This window comes from Aeromonas sp. QDB39 (assembly GCF_027707585.1).
GTDB lineage: Bacteria > Pseudomonadota > Gammaproteobacteria > Enterobacterales > Aeromonadaceae > Aeromonas > Aeromonas hydrophila.
Genome location: NZ_JAPCIV010000024.1, coordinates 16,649 through 34,396, shown reverse-complemented (window position 1 = coordinate 34,396; position 17,748 = coordinate 16,649). Strand labels below are relative to the sequence as shown.

The window sequence follows — 17,748 nt, the reverse complement described above, 5'->3', positions numbered from 1 at the left end:
TGGCGGCGCTTAACCGGCGCGTCTGGCCAGTTGCACTTGTTGGCGCGCGCTAAGCGGTTTGCGATTGGGCCGGCTCAGCGGGGCACAGGCCAGCTTGAGACGGCGCCATTCCCGCCACAGCAGCCAGCACAGCGGCAGGGTCAGCAACACCACGGTAGTGGGCTGGGCCAGCAGCACGCCGTCCCGGCCCCACCAGAGCGGCAGCATGAAGATCAGCGGCAGCAGCAGCAGGGTCTTGGCGGCCGAGATGAGCAGCGCCTGGCGGGTACGGGCCATGGACTGCAGCAGCACGATGCCGAACATGATGATCCCCTCCAGCGGAATGGCGCCGAGGTTGAGAGTCAGGCTGCTGATGGCGGCCGCGAGCAGCTCGCCATCCTGATCGCCGGTGTAGAGCATGGCCACCTGGCGCGGTAGCAGCTGGATCAGCAGCCAGACCGCCAGACCGTAGACGAGCGTGATCTTGAGCCCCATCTCCATCAGGAACTTGAGGTCACGATGACGTTTGGCGCCGGCCGCCTGACTGACCAGCGGCTGGATGCCGAAGGCCAGCCCCTGCAGGATGACGATGAACACCGCCTCGGTGTAACCGGCCACGGTGAAGCCGGCCAGATCCTTGACCGAACCGTGCACCATCAGCTGGCTGTTGTGCAGCAGCAGCAGCAGGCCGAGGTTGAACTGGGCGATCAGGCTCGGCAGGCCGGTGAACAGTAGGTTCGGCATGGCCGGGAAGTCGGGCACCAGGTGGCGCCACTCTATGCGCAGCTTGGCATAGCGGGTAAAGAAATACCCCAGCCCGAGCAGGCTGACGACCCCTTCGGAGATGAGGGTGGCCTGCGCCGTACCGATCAGACCCAGCCCCAGCCGGCCCACCATGATGTAGTTGAGGATGATGTTGAGGATGGCGCCGCTGCTCACCAGCAGCATGGCGAGACGGGGGCGGCCGTCATTGCGCAGCAGATAGGGCACCGCCAGGTTGCAGGCCAGCAGCAGGGTGCCGCCGCCGATCCAGTAGAGGTAGTCGCTGGCCTGTTGCCAGGTATCGGTACCCTGTTCAATGCCCAGTGCCAGCAGGATGTCGACGTGCCAGTAGTGCAGCAGCAGCGGCGCCACGGCGCCCAGCAGCCCCAGCAGCCAGAGCGCATTGACCAGCGCCTGGCGGGCCAGGCCGAAATTCCTGGCACCTTGCTGGAAGGAGATGGCGGTGGCCGCCCCCATGCTGATCATGGCGGCGAGACCGATCAGCACCATGATGACCGGGTAGACCAGGTTGATGCCGGCGAGGCCGGCGGCCCCCACGTAGTGACCGACGAAGATGCCATCGACCAGGTAGTAGGCGCCGGATACCAGCATGGCCATGATGGAGGGGAGGGCATAGCCCCAGAAACGGCGGGTCATCGCCCGCTGGCGCAGAGTGAAGTAGGCAGACATATCTGTTCTCTTGGGGAGTTCGATTATCGAGCAGATAGTCTAGATTAATATTTTTTTATCGATAATCCGGTTTCTACTTGATGAATTGATGAGCCAAATTCATCAATCAGCGTGACTGGTAGTGTCCCTTGAGCATGTCGATGAGGGCGCGCAGCCCGTTGCCCAGCTGATGGCGACTGGGATAGAAGAGCGAGAAACCGACGAAGGTGGGGCACCAGGGCTCCAGCACGCTTACCAGGGTGCCCTCGGCCAGCTGCCTGCTCACCTCCTCTTCCAGACAGTAGGCCAGCCCCAGTCCCGCCTCGGCGGCCCCCAGGTAGAGGGCCGGCGTGCTGGTGGTGAGCGGCCCGGTCACTTCGATCTCCAGCATGGAGCCCTCCTCGCCGGCAAAGGCCCAGCGATAGTGATGGGAGGGGGTGAGCCGATAGCCGATGCAGGCGTGCCGGGTCAATTCGCGCGGGTGCTGCGGGGTGCCGTGCTCGGCCAGATAGGCGGGGGCGGCCACCACCAGATAGCGCTGGGGCGGGCCGAGCGGTACCCCGATCATCTCCTTGGGCAGCAGATCCCCATAAAAGAGGGCGGCGTCATAGCCATCTTCGATGAGACGCGGCATCAACTCCTGCTCCACCACCTCCACCTGCATGCGCGGGTAACGCACCATGTAATCGATCAGCACCGGGGCCAGCAACTCATCGATGGCGCCGCGCGGTGCGCTGATCTTCAGCCTTCCTACCGGTTCGTCGCAGTGACGGGCCAGTTCACCCAGTGCACTCTCCAGATGGCTCAAGGTTGGCAGCAACTGGGTCAGCAGGCGCTGACCCGCATCTGTGGGGACCACGGCGCGGGTACTGCGATTGAGCAGGCGCACCCCCAAACGGGTCTCCAGCCCTTTCAGGCTGTGGCTCAGGGCGGAGGCAGACACGCCGAGTTCGAGAGCGGCCTTGCTGAAACTCTGGTGGCGGGCGACGGCGGCAAACACCGCCAGTTCGGCGAGATCGGTACGGGTGATGGCCATATTAATTCAGCGAAAAAATGTTGAGCAACAGGGTACGTCAGCGGACGGCGAGGCACAACCTGAGCAAGAAATGGGCGAATGTAAGCAATTTGTTGTACCTACAAGGATATAGATACGGGTGAAACTACCTCTATTTGTTAACGGCTGTTCACAAAATTGGGCTCGTAACGTGATCTCTGACGCCAGAAAGGCGATTCCAGTCAAACTTTGGTTGATTAATTCAAAAAAACACTGTGATCGCTAAGGGGATTTAATTAGAGTCAGCGCATCGGAACAAAAGCGTGTTAGCGAGTTGTAAAGTCTGACGCGTTTGTGGCCCTCGGGCCTATGACCCGCCGGCTTGTTTGTTGCAATTTGGTTGTTACATGGAGTGATGACCAGCTTGCCGGGCCGACGGGATGAGAATAACAGGGATGGACTGCAGGAGTTCCAGGGAGATGGAACAGGGCATTGCGCCCGGTTGACTAGAAATTTTCTATTTTCCTTGATGACAGGAACACCCCTATGTCTGACATGAACATTGCAGTAGAAGGCAGCTTAGCCAGTAATGCGTCTTCCCGTGGCATCAACAAGGCCGATGTGGTCTGGATGCTGGGTCTGTACGGTACCGCCATCGGTGCCGGTGTACTCTTCCTGCCGATCAACGCCGGTGTAGGTGGTCTGTGGCCGCTGGTTGCCATGCTGGTCCTGGCCCTGCCGCTGACCTTCTTCGCACACCGTGGCCTGACCCGCTTCGTGCTGTCCGGTTCCACCCGTGATGGCGACATCACCGAGGTAGTGGAAGAGCACTTCGGCAAGACCGCAGGCAAGTTCATCACCCTGCTCTACTTCTTTGCCATCTACCCGATCGTACTGATGTACTCGGTAGCCATCACCAACACCGTCGAGAGCTTGATCGTTCACCAGCTGGGCATGACTGCGCCTCCCCGTGCCATCCTGTCACTGGCGCTGATCCTGGGTCTGATGGCGGTTGTTCGTCTGGGCGGCCAGGTTATCGTCAAAGCGATGAGCGTGCTGGTATTCCCGTTCGTGATCACCCTGATGGGTCTGGCGTTCTACCTGATCCCGCACTGGAACGGTGCCATCATCACTGAAGCTCCGGCGCTGGGTGACGCCTTCAACGGCGACTTCATCAAGACCCTGTGGCTGGCCATCCCGGTCATGGTGTTCTCCTTCAACCACTCTCCGATCATCTCCTCCTTCGCGGTGGACAACAAGGGTCGCTACGGTGAAGGTGCCGAGAAGAAGTGCAGCAACATCCTGCTGGGCGCCCACGTCATGATGGTGATGACCGTGATGTTCTTCGTATTCAGCTGCGTACTGAGCCTCTCCCCGGCTGACCTGGCTGCTGCCAAGGAACAGAACATCTCCATTCTGTCCTACCTGGCCAACCACTTCGACAACCCGGTTATCGCCACCGTGGCTCCGCTGATCGCCATGGTCGCCATCAGCAAGTCCTTCCTGGGTCACTACCTGGGTGCACAAGAGGGCATGAACGGTCTGATGGCCAAGGCGCTGCGTGAGAAAGGCAAGAACGTTGACGTCAAGCAACTGAACAAAGTGACCGCAGTGTTCATGATCCTGACCACCTGGGCCATCGCCACCATCAACCCGAGCATCCTCGGCATGATTGAAGACCTGGGCGGCCCTATCATCGCGATGCTGCTGTTCCTGATGCCGATGTACGCCATCACCAAGGTGCCGGCCATGCGCAAATACGCTGGCAACATCAGCAACGTGTTCGTGACCATCATCGGCCTGATCGCCATGTCCGGTATCATCTACAAGCTGATTGCCTGATAACACGGGTTACCCGCTTGAATGAAAAAGCCGCCTCGCAAGAGGCGGCTTTTTTTATGGCCGGGATTCAGGGCTGGGCGTTGTCGATGTTCTCCGCCTGCCAGAGGGCGTAGCCCTTGCCGGAGGCGGTGGTGGGCAGGTCAATCTGCATCAGGTCATTGCCGATGACGAAGGGGCCGGAGTAGCTTGCGCGCAGGCTCTGCGCCAGATCCTTCACTCCGAGCTGGCCGTTGAGGCCGATATGGCTGAACACGGTCAGCGCCGGTTTGGCTTCGTTCATTACCCTGGCTGCCTGCTCGGGAGAGGCGAGGTGGCCGGCGATGGCCCGGTAGCCCGGGTTGGCCTTCATGCGGGCGGCGGAGGTCATGGAGACGCAGTGCACCAGCAGATCGGCCCCCTTGGCCTCTTTCACCACCTGCGGGCTGTAGCGGGTATCGCCGGAGAGCACCACGCTGTGGCCGTGGTAGTCGATGCGATAGCCAAACGAGGGCTTGATGTTGACCCCGTGATCGTTGTCAAAGGCGGTCACCTTGACCCCATCCCGGTCGTAGACCACCCCGGCGGTCACCTCGTGACTGTTGATCTTCACTCCGTCCAGCGGCGTCCCCTCATCCTTGACCCGGGTGGCGATGTCGGTGGCGTAGGCCTGCTGCAGGCCGCTCGCGAGGGCATCGGTGCCCTTGGGCCCGTAAAGCTCCATCGGCGTGTGACGCTGGCCGTAGGCGGGTTGCAGCCAGCCGGTCAGCCAGAGATCCGCCAGCCCGTTGGTGTGATCCGAGTGGAAGTGGGTGAGGAAGAAGGCGTTGACCCGGCCGATGGGGATATGCAGCTGCCACAAGCGGGTGGCGGAGTTGCGGCCAAAGTCGAACACCAGCTTCTGGTTGCCCGCTTCGACCAGGGTGCTGTAACCGCCGCGGCTGATCTGGGGCACCGGGGTGCCGGTGCCAAGCAGGCTGACCCGGAAGATATCGGGCTGGGCTTGAGTCGTGGTCAGGGTGGCGCTGACGGGGGCGTTCTGCTGCGGGTTGATAAAGCTGCTCTCGGCAGCCTGGCTGACACCGGTGGCCAGCAGACCGACCAGCAGGGCGGCCAGATAGGTACTTTTCATGGATGTATGTCCTGATGGGTGAGGTTGCTGATCACTATATTGGTAACCAAAAGTGCGATAAATTGGCTAAAAACCATTTCTTACTAAACTTTTGGTTGTGAATGTGGGCCGCTTGCTGCGGGCCAAATGGCCCCGGAGCGGGGCAAAGGAGGGGTTGTGGACCGATTGACCAGCATGCGTATCTTCACCCGGGTGGTGGATCTCGGTTCCTACAGCGCGGTGGCAAACGAGCAGGGGATCAGCGCCCAGATGGTGGGCAAGCATGTGCAGGGGCTGGAGCAGTGGCTGGGGGGCAAGCTGTTTCACAAAACCACCCGCCAGCAGACCCTGACCGAGCTGGGCCAGCTGTTTCTGGCTCGCTGCCAGCGAGTGCTGGAGGAGCTGGCGCTGACCGAGTCGCTGACCCAGCACCTGCTGGCCGAGCCAGCCGGGCGGCTGCGCATCGCCGCTCCCTTAAGCTTTGGCCACCACCGGCTGGTGCCGCTGCTGCCTGCCTTTCTCGACCGCTATCCCAAGCTGGAGGTGGATCTGCAGCTTACCCCGCGCTGGGTCGATCTGGTGGAGGAGGGGTTCGACGCCGCCATCCGTACCCTGCGTCCGCAGGATGAGGCGCTCATTGCCCGTCCGCTGCTGACCCAGTACTACCGCCTCTGCGCCGCACCTGATTACCTCAATCGCCACGGCGTGCCGCGCCATCCTGCCGATCTTGCTCGCCACCAGTGTCTGCACGGCAACTGGGGCGAGCACGAGCGCTGGCAGTTTGTTGGCGAGGATGGCCAGAGCGAGGAGGTACGGGTGGCCTCGCGCCTGCGTATCAACCACTGGCCGGCGCTGCTGACGGCAGCGCTGGCAGGGGCTGGCATCAGCTTGCAGCCCGCCGATCAGGTGCAAGGCCATATCGCTGCGGGGCGGCTGCTGCCCCTGCTCGATACCTACCGCATTCCGGACAAGACCCTCCACGTCATCTACCCGGCGGCGCGCCGGCAGGTACTCAAGATCACCCTGCTGGGGGATTTTCTGGCCGAGGCGCTGCGCCACCGCAGCTGATCTCGACTCACCCGCGAGCCTTCCGGCCTGAATAAAGCACTGCATATTCTTGCCATCCTGCTTAACCATCGTGCTTAACAAAGGGGCGAGGGAGGCCTAACATGGCGGGATGTTTTTCTAGTCGGGACAAAAGGATATGTCTGGGTTGAAAAAGGATCTCGGGCTCTGGCAGGGAATGGGGCTGCTCGCCACCTCGCTGCTGGGCACCGGGATCTTCGTGGTGCCGGCGACCGCCGCCTCGCTGGCGGGTGGGGCCTCGCTGTGGGCCTGGCTGCTGCTGATTGCGCTGGTACTGCCGATTGCCTTTACCTTCGCTCGTCTCGGCCGCCGCTACCCTCACGCCGGCGGCGCGCCGCACCTCATCGGCCTCGCCTTTGGCAACGGCGCCGAGCGCTTCTCCGCCTTCCTGTTTCTGGCGGTGTTGCCGGTGGGCTTGCCCGCCGCCCTGATGATCGCTGCCGGCTTCTGGCACGCCCTGTTCGACCTAGGGGAGTGGACCCTGTGGGGCATCCAGCTGCTCACCCTGCTCGGGGTATTTTTGCTGGGGCTGCGCGGGGCGCGCTCCTCCGGCAACCTGCAGTTGCTGATCGCGCTCGCCATTTTGGGGCTCACCCTGCTCATCTGGTTCAAGGGGGATATCAGCTGGCGCGACGCCGCCCGGCCGCTGCCGACGACGGACGAGTGGCCCGCCATGGCCACCGCGCTGGCGGTGATGTTCTGGTGTTTCGTCGGGCTCGAGGCCTTCGCCCACATGGGGGAGGAGTTCAAGCGACCGGAGCGGGACTATCCGCTGGCCCTGCTCGGCGGCGTGCTGCTGGCGGGGCTCATCTACTGGGTGCACTCGCTGGTGGTGCTCAAATACGGCCTCTACGGCGATGAGGCGACCAACGCCACCGCCATTCCGGCCCTGCTCTCGCTGCTGTTCGGCCCCACCGCCAAGTGGCTGGTGGCGGTGCTCGGCTATCTCTCCTGCTTTGCCAGCATCAACATCTACCTGCAGGGGTTTGCCCGGCTGATCTGGAGCATGGCGCGCGAAGGCAAGCTGCCGGTCTCGCTGGCCCGCCTCACCGCCCGCGGCGCGCCGCTGCGGGCCTTGAGTCTGGTGCTCGTTATCTGTCTGGTCTGCATCACCCTGATCATCTGGTTGCGACTGCCCCTCGATGAGCTGATCCGCTACGCCAACGGCAACTTCGTGCTGGTCTACCTGCTCTGCATGGCGGCGGGTTGGCGCCTGCTCGGCGGGGTGGGCAAGGGGCTGGCGGGGGTGAGCGTGCTGCTCTGTGCCCTGGTGCTGGTGGCGCTCGCCTCCCAAGTGCTCTATGCCGTGGTGCTCAGTCTGGGGTATGGCTGCTTCTCGTTGTGGCGGCGCAGACGCCGCCGCTCGGCACCAGATGAGGGTGTCTGCGCCATCAAGTAACCCGAAAAAAAGCCCCGCAGTGCGGGGCTTTTTGTTGCGGGTCACAGGCTGGAGGGCAGGTCGCTGCGCAAGATGGCGTAGTGGCGCAGGGAGATGAAGCCATCCCCCTTGCGCTCGCACTCTCGCGCTGTGCCCTCGTAGTGAAAGCCCGCCCGCTCCAGCAGGCGGGCGGAGGGGAGGTTGGGTTCCTCCACCACCGCCAGCAACCGGTGCAGCTCGCTGGTGCGATAAGTGAGCGGCAGCCACAGCCGCAGCGCCGCGCTCATCACCCCCTTGCCCCAATGCTCGGGATAGAGCCAGTAGCCCAGCTCGGCCCGCCGGTGAGTCGGGTCGGCATCGTTGTAACCGATGGCGCCGAGCGGTTCGCCCGTGTGGCGGTCGCGAATGAGGTGCCAGGCGCCGCGGCCGGTGCTGGTCAGCTCGGCATACCAGGCCATCTGGGCCTGGCACGCCGTCAGGCTGTCGTAGCTGACGCCGTAGTAGGCGACGACCCGCGGATCGGAGAGGCCGCGATAGATGTGGGGCAGATCGGCGTCGCTGACCGGATCCAGCCTGATGTGGGGTTGTTGCGTTGATGTCATGGTGGCTCCTTGCGGCCAGCCGGAGTTGGCCGCGAGTGGTGAGTCAAACAGGGATGGCTGGCAAAGCCGGTTGATGGCTCTGCTCATGATCCGACCAGCCCGAGCTGGTCGGTGAGCCTGGCCAGCTCGTCACGCCACTGCTGCTGCAGGCGCGGGGTCTGGTGCCTGGGCTTGCGGGCCAGATCGGCGGCGAGCAGGGCATCGAGTTCATACCAGCGTGCCAGCAGCGCCTCTTCGTCATCCGCCGGGCCGGCCGAGGCCTGCCCCATGGCGGGGGCGGCCAGGCTTGCCTTGTCGGCTGCCGGCGAGGGCGCATCGCCGAGCAGCTCGGCATAGGCCCGCTCGGCGCTGTGAGCCTCCTGGATACGGCCGTCTCTGATCAACCAGAAGCGGTTGCAACTGCGCTCGATCAACTCCCGGTCGTGGGAGACCAGCAGCACGCCGCCCGGGAAGGCGGCAATCGCCTCGGCCAGCTGCTCCTTGCCCGCCAGATCCAGGTGGTTGGTGGGCTCGTCGAGCCAGAGCATGTGGTGGCTGCCGAGCGACAGGGCGAGAAACAGCAGTCGTGCCCGCTCGCCGCCGCTCAAGGTGTGCACCTGCTGGCCGTGGCGGACATAGGGGAAGCCCGCCCGGATCAGCGCCTGACGCCGGGTGGTCTCCGGCAGAGGGGCCAGCGGGTAGAGGGCGTCGCTCAGGGTGGCGTCGTCAGCCAGCTGCTGCAGGGACTGATCGTAATAGGCGATGCTGGCGCCGGGGTGGCAGTACCAGCCCGCCTGCGGGCTCTGCACGGCCAGTTCGCGCCAGCACTGGCGCAGCAGGGAGGACTTGCCGGTGCCGTTGGCACCGAGCAGGGCGACCCTGTCTCCTGCCCGCAGCCAGAGTCCTTCGGCGTGCAGCAGCGGCGGCAATGCTGGCGCCGGTGCCACGTCGAGGGCCTCCAGCCGCAGCAGGGTGTCGGCAGGCAGGCTCAGTCCGCGCAGCTCGAGCCGCCAGGGGGCCAGCGCCGCCACCTGGCTCTGCTCCTCCTGCAGGCGGGCGATGCGTTTTTCCATGGACTTGGCCTGGCGCACCAGCTTCTCGTTGTCATGCTCCCGCCCCCAGATGGCGAGGCGTTTGCTGCTGGCGCTCAGGCGGTCGATCTCCTTTTGCTCGTCGGCCCGGCGCAGGCGGGCCTGCTCATCTTCGGCGGCCAGCGCCGCCCGCGCCTGGCTGCAGGGCAGGGCGAAGCGGTGCAACTGGCCATCACGCAGGATCAGGGTCTGCTCGGTGACCCGGTCCAGCAGGCGACCATCGTGGGAGACCAGCACGAAGGCGCCGCGCCAGCCCAGCAGAAACTGCTCGAGCCAGAGCAGGGCGGGCAGATCCAGGTGGTTGCTGGGCTCATCGAGCAGCAGCAGGTTGGGTTGGCGCAGCAGGGCACGGCCTATCTGCAGCCGGCTGTGCTGACCGCCGCTCAGCGCACTGACCGGCAGCGCGGCCTGGGCCTCCAGCTGCAGCTCGGCCAGCAGCTTGTCCACCTGCCACTCGGCGCTCGGGTCGTTGCCCAGCGCATCCAGCAGCACGGCGCGGGTGCTGAGGGTTGAAAGCCTGGCCGGCAGTTGCTGGGCCACGAACTCGCAGCGGCAGGCTGCGGCCTGTATGACCCGGCCGGCCTGGGGCGTGCGCTCGCCCGCCAGCAGTGCCAGCAATGTGCTCTTGCCGCAGCCGTTGGCACCGACAAGGCCAAGCCGGTCGCCCGCGCGGATGCCGAGTTCGAGGTGGTCAAATAATGGAAGGTGCCCCGCACTCATCTGCAGGGAATGGGTACTCATCAGGGTTGTCATGCTCTTGCTCTCTTAAATCGCGGGATCGAAAATCCCTGTCATCAGGAGCGCTGGCGACAACGGCAGAGTCGAGAAAGGTCTCGGTATGGAAGGGAGTCGGCTTTGCTCGAACCCGCTATCGCAGCGCGATGGTATGCAGGCAAGAGCACGCGAATGTGCCGAACAGGCGAGCCGAGAACATCGGACACGCTTGGATAACCATTTTTTACCTCCTTGTGTTTCGTTATGGCACGGTGCGGCGATTATAAGCGCAGAAAAAATAACCGTCTATCCATGGCGGTGCCCTGCGGGTGAGGCGGGAAGGCGCTTTGTCAGCGGCGGGACAAAAAACGCCCCGCAGTGCGGGGCGATGGGGATGTCAGTCGCGCGGGGTCTTGAGCGCCTGGATCATATCTTCATTGGGGGCCAGCCCCTCCACGTGATTGAAGCTGTCCAGCCCCTCCTGCGGGTTGATGGTGAAGGCGTCGGCGCTCAGGTAGCTGCCGCTGCCGGCACTCTCGACCACGACGATGAGCTCGGGCTGCTTGTCGCCGTTGAGATCCAGCAGCTTGAGCTCCTTGATGCTGCCATCGCGCGGCAGCACCTTGCCGTCGATGAACTGATCCAGCGGGAACTGGGGGTTGGCGCCGGAGTAGAGGCGCACATCGTAGCTGCCGGTGGAGGCCGGTTCGCCGCGCCCTTCGCTGACGGTCACTACCTGGCCTGAGGGGAGCGTCAGCTGTTTGAAGAACCCGTCCGCCGCCTGGCTGGCGAGGGGCAGGGTGAGCAGGCCGAGTGTCATGAGCAAGGCTTTCATCGGTTTGACCCTTGTTACTGCGGCGGCGGTTGCCCGCCACCTGTGTCACTGTGCGAACCGACCGGGCAATCCCCGCCGGTTCGCGTCATCCGCCCCTCATCGGGGCGGTCATTACCAGATCTTGACCCGTTTGGCCGGGTCCAGATAGAGCTTGTCACCCGGCTGGATCTTGAACGCCTCGTAGAAGGCGGGGATGTTCGGTACCACGCCGTTGACCCGGTATTCCGGCGGTGAGTGGGGATCCGAGGCGAGCAGCATCTGCATCAGCTCGGGGCGATACATGCCTTTCCATACCTGGGCCCAGCCGAGGAAGAAGCGCTGCTCGCCGGTGAAGCCGTCCAGCACCGGGGCCTCCTTGCCATCCAGCGACAGCAGGTAGGCCTTGTGGGCGATGGTGAGGCCGCCCAGATCGCCGATGTTCTCCCCCAGGGTGAACTGGCCGTTGACGAACTGCCCCTTGATGGGCTCGAAGCGGTTGTACTGGGCCACCAACCGGCTGGTGCGGAAGCGAAACTCCTTGAGATCCTGGGGCGTCCACCAGTCGCGCATCACGCCGTCACCGTCGGATTTGGCGCCCTGATCATCAAAACCGTGACCCATCTCGTGGCCGATCACCCCGCCGATGGCGCCGTAGTTGACCGCGTCATCCGCCGTCATGTCGAAGAAGGGGGGCTGCAGGATGGCGGCCGGGAAGACGATCTCGTTGTTGCTCGGGTTGTAGTAGGCGTTCACCGTCTGCGGCGACATGTGCCACTCGTCCCTGTCTACCGGTTTGCCGAGGCGCGCCAGGTTGTCGGCGTATTCGAAGGCGCGGGCCCGCTGCAGGTTGCCCACCAGATCGTCGGCACGGATCGCGATGGCGCTGTAATCCTTCCACTTGTCCGGGTAGCCGATCTTGGGGCGGAACTTGGCAAGCTTGGCCTGGGCCTGGGCCTTGGTGGCCGGCGACATCCAGTCCAGCTCCTCGATGCTCTGGCCGTAGGCGGTGCGCAGGTTCTCCACCAGCTGCTCCATGCGGGCCTTGGCCTCTGGCGGGAAGTAGCGCTCCACGTAGAGCTTGCCTACCGCCTCGCCCAGATGATCGTCCAGCACGCCGAGGGCCCGCTCCCAGGGGGCGCGCTGCTTGGGCGTGCCGCTCAGGGTAGTGCCGAAGAAGGCGAAGTTCTGGGCATCGGTCTGGCTGTCGAGGTAGGGGGCATAATCGGTGATGAGATGCCACTTGAGGTAAGCTTGCCAATCGCCGACCGGGGTCTGCTGCATCACCTCGTTCAGGGCCGCGAGATAGGTGGGCTGGCCGATGATGAGGCTGCTCTGGCCGGCGAGGCCGGCCTGGGTCAGGTAGGCATTCCAGTCGATGGCGGGGGTGAGGCGTTTGAGCTCGCTCTGGGGCCCCTTGTTGTAGTTCTTCTCCCGATCCCGCAGGGTGACGTTGTCCCACTGGATCCGGGCGAGTTTGCTCTCGAGGGCCAGGATGCGTTTGGCCTTGGCCCCCGCATCCGCCTCGCCGAAGCGGGCCAGCATGGTGGCGATGTGCTGTTCGTATTTCTGGCGCAGCGCCTGGCTGGCGGCATCCGTCTTGAGGTAGTAATCCCGATCCGGCAGACCGAGCCCGGCCTGGTAGAGGTAGACCGCATAGCTGTCCGGCGCCTTGGCGTCGGCATCGACCCAGAAACCGAACGGGGCACCGCCGCCGTTGCGACCGCTCTGGGCGAAGGCCCGGGCCAGATCCTGCGGCGTGCGGATCTGCTCGATCTCGCTCAGCATCGGCATCAGCGGCGCCGTGCCCTTGGCGTTGCGGGTTGTTTGATCCAGATAGCTCTGGTAAAGGTCGTGGATCTGCTGGGCCGGTGTGCCGGCGGCGGCCTTGCCGTCCAGCCCTTCTACCAGCACTCGCACGTCCGCCAGGGATTTGTCGCGCAGCATGTAGAAGGCGCCGTCGGCGGGTCTGTCGTCCGGGATCTTGGCGGTGGAGAGCCAGTGGCCGTTCACGTAGCGAAAGAAGTCGTCACCGGGTTTGACGCTGGTGTCCATGTTGGCCAGCGCGAGGCCGGAGTGTTTGTCTGCGCCGTCCGGGGCCTGACTGCAGCCGGCCAGCAGGGCCAGCCCGACGAGGGCGGCCAGTATGCTTTTTTTGTTGTTCATTATGTTGGATTCCAATTCGGGTTATGCGGCTTCCTTGCCCACGCAGGGAGCGTCTCACTCTAGCAGCCGGGTTAGCGCTTGATAAGCCCGAGTCTGCTAAGATCGGCCTGGTCGTATTGGGGAAGCCTATGATTTCTCGTATTTATTCTCGTTTTTGTCAGACTCTGCCCGCGCCGGAAGGTTCCCGTGGTCTGCTGGTGGCCTTCAGCGGCGGGCTCGACTCCACCGTGCTGCTGGTGCTGGCGGCCCGTTTTGCCCACGCCCACGGCCTTGCCCTGCGCGCCCTGCACGTTCATCACGGCTTGAGCCCAAATGCTGATGAGTGGGTGGCCCACTGCGAAACTGTGTGTCAGCAACTGGCGGTGCCGCTGCTGGTCGAGCGGGTGCAACTGCAGCGGGATAGTGGCGACAGCCTGGAGGCGCAGGCGCGGGAGGCCCGCTATCTGCGCCTCGCCGCTCAGCTGGGGGAGGGGGAGTGGCTGCTAACCGCCCACCATCAGGACGATCAGCTGGAGACCCTGCTGCTGGCGCTCAAGCGCGGCGCCGGCCTGCGCGGGCTGGCGGGCATGGTGCCGAGCCAGCCCTTTGCCGGTGGCCATCTGCTGCGCCCCTTGCTCGAGGTGAGCCGGGCCGAGCTGGCCGAGGTGGCGGCCAGCCTCCCCTATGGCTGGGTGGAGGATGAGAGCAACCAGGATGAGAGTTATGACCGCAACTTCCTGCGCCAACGGCTCATTCCCCAGCTCAAGGCCCGCTGGCCCGCCATGGCCCAGACGGCGGCACGCAGCATGGCGCTGTGCGCCGAGCAGGAGGCGCTGCTGGAGGAGCTGGCAGAGGCCGACTGGCGGTTGGCGGCGGCAGGAGAGGCGCTGCAGATCGCGCCGCTGCTGGCCTTGTCAGCTACCCGGCGCAACAACCTGCTGCGTTACTGGATCCGCCGCCAGGGGGGCGAGATGCCCTCCCGCGAGCAGCTCGGTCTGCTCTGGCAGGAGGTGGCGCTGGCACGGGAAGACGCCAATCCCCAGCTCAACTGGGGCACGCAGAGCTGCCGCCGCTTTCAGGGCCGGCTTCATCTGGTGCGACCCGGGCTGCAGCCTCGCCACGAGCAGCTGACATTGGCCGTGGGGGAGACGCTGATCCTGCCGGACGGGCTGGGGGAGGTGCGCTTGCTGCCGCGAGTGGAAGGGGAGGGGCTGCGGCTGCCAAGGGCGGACGAGCCGCTGTCGGTGCGCTTCGGGGTGGTCGCCGGCAGCATGCTCAAGCCGGTAGGACGTGGCGGCAGCCGGCGCCTCAAGAAGTTGCTGCAGGAGTACGGGGTTCCCTCCTGGCAGCGCGGCCGCATTCCCATCCTCTATTACGGCGAGCAGGTGGCGGCGGTGGGCGAGCTGTTCCTCTGTGACGGATTCATGACGCAGGGCGCCGGTCTGGCCTGGCACTGGCTGCCGGCGGCGGCCAGTCAGCCCCCGGCGTGACGCTCTCCTTCACCAACGCGGATAACGCACAAGGCCGGCATATGCCGGCCTTGTCGTCTTCAGGGGGTGACCGGTTCAGTCCAGCAGGCCGGCCTTGCCCGCCTTCTTGCGGGCATAGAGGTGGGCATCGGCGGCCTCGTACAGGCTGTGCACGTCCACCCCGGACTGCCAGCTGGCGGCTCCCAGGCTGCAGCCGACCGAGAAGGTGCTGAGCTCCTTGTGGATCATCAGCATGTGCTGCAGGCGCAGCCAGACCGGGCGCCAGGCCTCGGGTTCGGCGGGTTGCAGCAGCAGGGCGAACTCGTCGCCGCCGAGGCGAAACGCCTGATCCGTGCTGCGGATGCAGTGGGTCAGCAGCTGGGCGAAGCGGCTCAATACCAGATCGCCGACCGGATGACCCCAGGTGTCGTTGATCTGCTTGAAGTTGTCGAGATCCAGCAGCACCAGTACCAGGCCGTGGGATTCCCGGCTGTGCTGCTCCACCGCCCGGCCGATGGCTTCGTCGAAGTAGGAGCGGTTGCCGAGTCCGGTCAGGTGATCGAGCCTGACCTGCAGCTCCAGCTGTGACAGGCGCAGGTAGAGGGGCAGGGGCAGGCAGAGCAGCTGGTGATACTGCTGCAGGATCCGCTGCTGGCTGCCGCTCAGGGCATGTTCCAGGGTGTAGTGCAACTGACCGATCAGCTGACCATGCTGGCCGCGTAGCTCGAACGGGTAGCTGTGCAGGGTCAGGCTGGCCTGGGGCGGATGCTGGATCAGGGTATGCGGCTGGCCGCAGTCGAAGTGCAGGCTGTGGATCCGGACAATTCTTGCCGCACGATCGGCAAAGGTTGCCAGCAGGCTGCCGAGGTCCATCTGCACCAACAACAACTCGAGCAACTGGTTGCGATCCTGACTGGCCAGCGGCGTGAGCCGCTCCATCTGGCGAACCCACTGCTCGATGCCATGTCCCAGACCATTCAATGATGATGTGTTTTCCACGGTACAGCCCTCAAACAACCTACTTCCTGACACTTACCTGCAATCCTTGTGCCCAAAATATGTTCGATGCGAACAAGAGTGGCTGGCTAGGCTTAAGTAGATAAAAAGGGAGGAAATATTGTACGCAGATGTGTTGATCCTGCTGCTTGCCGCCGTCTTGTTGGTGGCGATTTTCCGGCGCCTCGGCCAGCCGGTGATCCTCGCTTACCTGCTTGCCGGGGTACTGCTCGGTCCCTATGGCGTCGCCGTGATCACCGGCCAGGCGATCATGCAGACCATCGCCGAGCTCGGCATCGTCTTTCTGATGTTCTCGCTCGGCCTCGAATTCTCGCTGCCCCGCCTCATCGCCATGCGCCGGCTGGTGATCGGGGTGGGTGGGCTGCAGGTGCTGCTCACATCATTGCTGTTTTTCGCCATCGCCTGGTGGTGGGGCTTGAGCCTGCCCCAGGCGCTGGTGGTGTCTGGCACCCTGGCGCTCTCGTCCACTGCCGTGGTGATCAAGCAGCTGGGGGAGCAGAAGCAGCTGCACACCCGCCGCGCCCAGCTCGGGGTGAGCGTGCTGCTGTTTCAGGATCTGGCGGTGGTGCCGCTGCTGGTGATGATCCCCATCCTGGCCAGGCCCGAGATCCAGGGCAGCGCCCTGCTGGCGGAGATCGCCTGGGCCACCCTCAAGGGACTGTTTGCCCTGCTGAGTCTGCTGGCGGTGGGCAAATGGCTGTTGCCGCTGCTGTTTCACGAGGTGGCGCGGGCCCGCTCCGACGAACTGTTCGTGCTGAGCGCCCTGCTGGTGGCGCTGCTGGCGGCCTCGCTGACCCAGTGGATGGGACTCTCCATGGCGCTGGGGGCCTTTCTGGCGGGCATGATGCTGGGGGAGTCCCACTATCGCCATCAACTGGAAGTGGACATCCGGCCGTTTCGGGACGTGCTGATGGGGCTCTTCTTCATCACCATCGGCATGACCATGGACTGGCAGCGGGTGGCGCAGGACTGGTGGCTGGTGGCCACCAGCGTGCTCTGCCTGATCCTGTTCAAGTCCCTGCTGGTGCTGCTGGCCGGCCGGCTGATGGGGGAGCGCAAGCGCGATGCCATGGCGGCGGGGATCATGCTGAGCCAGGTGGGGGAGTTCGGTTTCGTGCTGCTGGCGCTGGCCAACCACCACGGTCTGCTCGACCATCGGCTGGTCTCCCTGCTCATCGGCATCGGCGTCACCTCCATCGCCATGACGCCATGGCTGGTGCTGCAGGCCCATCATCTGGCCCGCTCCCTCACCGATCCGGCCCTGCTCACCCGCTCCGAGGTGGCCCAGTCGGGCCTGAGCAAGAGCCAGCACGTGATCATCGCGGGCTTTGGTCGGGCCGGCCAGACCTGCGCCCGCTTTCTCAAGCAGGAGGAGATCCCCTTCCTGGCGCTGGATCTCGATCCGGAGCGGGTGAGCGAGGCCAAGTCGGCGGGGGAGCAGGTGGCGTTCGGCGATGCCAGCCGCCGCGACATCCTGCTGGCCGCCGGCCTGCTGCGGGCCAGGCTGGTGATCATCACCTTTGACGATCACAAGCGGGTGGAGGCCATGCTGGCGCTGATCAGGGAGCTGGCGGGGGAGGTGAAGGTGCTGGTGCGCACCCGGGATGACAGTTTTCTGGAGGCGTTCAAGCGGGCGGGCGCCTTCGAGGTGATCCCCGAATCCCAGGAGGGGGCCCTGATGCTGGTCTCCCACCTGCTGCTCAACTGCGACATCCCCATCGGCAGGGTGATCCGGCGCATGGAGCACGAGCGCAGCAGCCAGTACCGCTTTCTGCACGGTTTCTACTGGGGGGATCAAAGCGCCGGCAATCTGGAGACGGACCAGCTGCTCGAACGGCTGCACCCCGTGCTGCTGCACGAGCAGGCCTGGGCGGTGGGGCGCAGCGTGCAGGCCCTGGCGCTGGAGACGGTGCGGATCAAGGAGGTACAGCGCGGCGAGCTTAGACTGGAGCCCAAGCCTGATCTGGTGCTGGTGGCAGGGGATCGGCTGGTGCTGTTCGGCAATGGGGTGGCGGTGGAGCAGGCGGAGCAGCGCCTGCTGGAGGGGCGTTAGCCCTCCCTTAATGTGTATTCATCCATGCCGAAGGTGAGTGAGCCGCTTGCTGGTGGGCGTGCCGGCCCAC

At 64.6% G+C, this 17,748-nt stretch carries 13 protein-coding genes; 5 read left to right on the top strand and 8 right to left on the bottom strand.

Annotated elements, in window-relative coordinates:
- Nucleotides 1-9: 9 nt before the first annotated feature.
- Together PG899_RS15050 and PG899_RS15045 are read right to left on the bottom strand one after the other, a co-directional pair.
- Nucleotides 10-1,431 (bottom strand): MATE family efflux transporter, encoded by a 1,422-nt coding sequence (locus PG899_RS15050; protein ID WP_077096810.1) that lies wholly within the window; start codon nt 1,429-1,431, stop codon nt 10-12.
- 106 nt (nt 1,432-1,537) lie between these two features.
- Entirely contained in the window at nt 1,538-2,446 is a 909-nt protein-coding gene (locus tag PG899_RS15045) for a LysR substrate-binding domain-containing protein (protein ID WP_077096808.1), read from the bottom strand.
- 504 nt (nt 2,447-2,950) lie between these two features.
- Between PG899_RS15045 and PG899_RS15040 the strand changes: the two genes are divergently transcribed.
- Complete coding sequence (locus PG899_RS15040; RefSeq protein WP_179101462.1) at nt 2,951-4,246, top strand: HAAAP family serine/threonine permease; 1,296 nt, start codon at nt 2,951-2,953, stop codon at nt 4,244-4,246.
- 67 nt (nt 4,247-4,313) lie between these two features.
- On the opposite strand, the gene PG899_RS15035 is transcribed toward PG899_RS15040, so the two are convergent.
- Entirely contained in the window at nt 4,314-5,354 is a 1,041-nt protein-coding gene (locus PG899_RS15035) for an MBL fold metallo-hydrolase (RefSeq protein ID WP_077096806.1), read from the bottom strand.
- 156 nt (nt 5,355-5,510) lie between these two features.
- On the opposite strand from PG899_RS15035, the gene PG899_RS15030 reads away from it, so the two are divergent.
- On the top strand, nt 5,511-6,401 hold the full coding sequence (locus PG899_RS15030) for a LysR family transcriptional regulator (protein WP_077096804.1): 891 nt from the start codon (nt 5,511-5,513) through the stop codon (nt 6,399-6,401).
- A 136-nt stretch (nt 6,402-6,537) separates the two neighbouring features.
- On the top strand, nt 6,538-7,818 hold the full coding sequence (gene yjeH, locus PG899_RS15025; RefSeq protein WP_190283707.1) for an L-methionine/branched-chain amino acid transporter: 1,281 nt from the start codon (nt 6,538-6,540) through the stop codon (nt 7,816-7,818).
- 41 nt (nt 7,819-7,859) lie between these two features.
- On the opposite strand, the gene PG899_RS15020 is transcribed toward yjeH, so the two are convergent.
- From PG899_RS15020 to PG899_RS15005, 4 genes are all read right to left on the bottom strand, one after another.
- Nucleotides 7,860-8,399: a GNAT family N-acetyltransferase gene (locus PG899_RS15020; protein WP_077096234.1), complete on the bottom strand. Its 540-nt coding sequence runs from the start codon at nt 8,397-8,399 to the stop codon at nt 7,860-7,862.
- 83 nt (nt 8,400-8,482) lie between these two features.
- A complete protein-coding gene (locus tag PG899_RS15015) occupies nt 8,483-10,222 on the bottom strand; it encodes an ABC-F family ATP-binding cassette domain-containing protein (protein WP_077096233.1) in 1,740 nt (579 codons plus the stop codon).
- A 358-nt stretch (nt 10,223-10,580) separates the two neighbouring features.
- Nucleotides 10,581-11,018, bottom strand: a complete 438-nt coding sequence (locus tag PG899_RS15010) for a PliI family lysozyme inhibitor of I-type lysozyme (protein ID WP_077096232.1) — start codon at nt 11,016-11,018, stop codon at nt 10,581-10,583.
- Between the two features lie 111 nt (nt 11,019-11,129).
- Nucleotides 11,130-13,160 (bottom strand): M13 family metallopeptidase, encoded by a 2,031-nt coding sequence (locus PG899_RS15005; RefSeq protein WP_179101409.1) that lies wholly within the window; start codon nt 13,158-13,160, stop codon nt 11,130-11,132.
- A 128-nt stretch (nt 13,161-13,288) separates the two neighbouring features.
- Here PG899_RS15005 and tilS point away from each other — a divergent pair, with 128 nt between their 5' ends.
- A complete protein-coding gene (gene tilS, locus PG899_RS15000) occupies nt 13,289-14,629 on the top strand; it encodes a tRNA lysidine(34) synthetase TilS (RefSeq protein ID WP_190283705.1) in 1,341 nt (446 codons plus the stop codon).
- Between the two features lie 75 nt (nt 14,630-14,704).
- Here tilS and PG899_RS14995 read toward each other — a convergent pair whose 3' ends face one another.
- On the bottom strand, nt 14,705-15,625 hold the full coding sequence (locus PG899_RS14995; RefSeq protein ID WP_029301567.1) for a GGDEF domain-containing protein: 921 nt from the start codon (nt 15,623-15,625) through the stop codon (nt 14,705-14,707).
- A gap of 100 nt (nt 15,626-15,725) precedes the next feature.
- Between PG899_RS14995 and PG899_RS14990 the strand changes: the two genes are divergently transcribed.
- Nucleotides 15,726-17,678: a monovalent cation:proton antiporter family protein gene (locus PG899_RS14990; RefSeq protein WP_179101408.1), complete on the top strand. Its 1,953-nt coding sequence runs from the start codon at nt 15,726-15,728 to the stop codon at nt 17,676-17,678.
- The last annotated feature ends 70 nt before the right edge of the window (nt 17,679-17,748 follow it).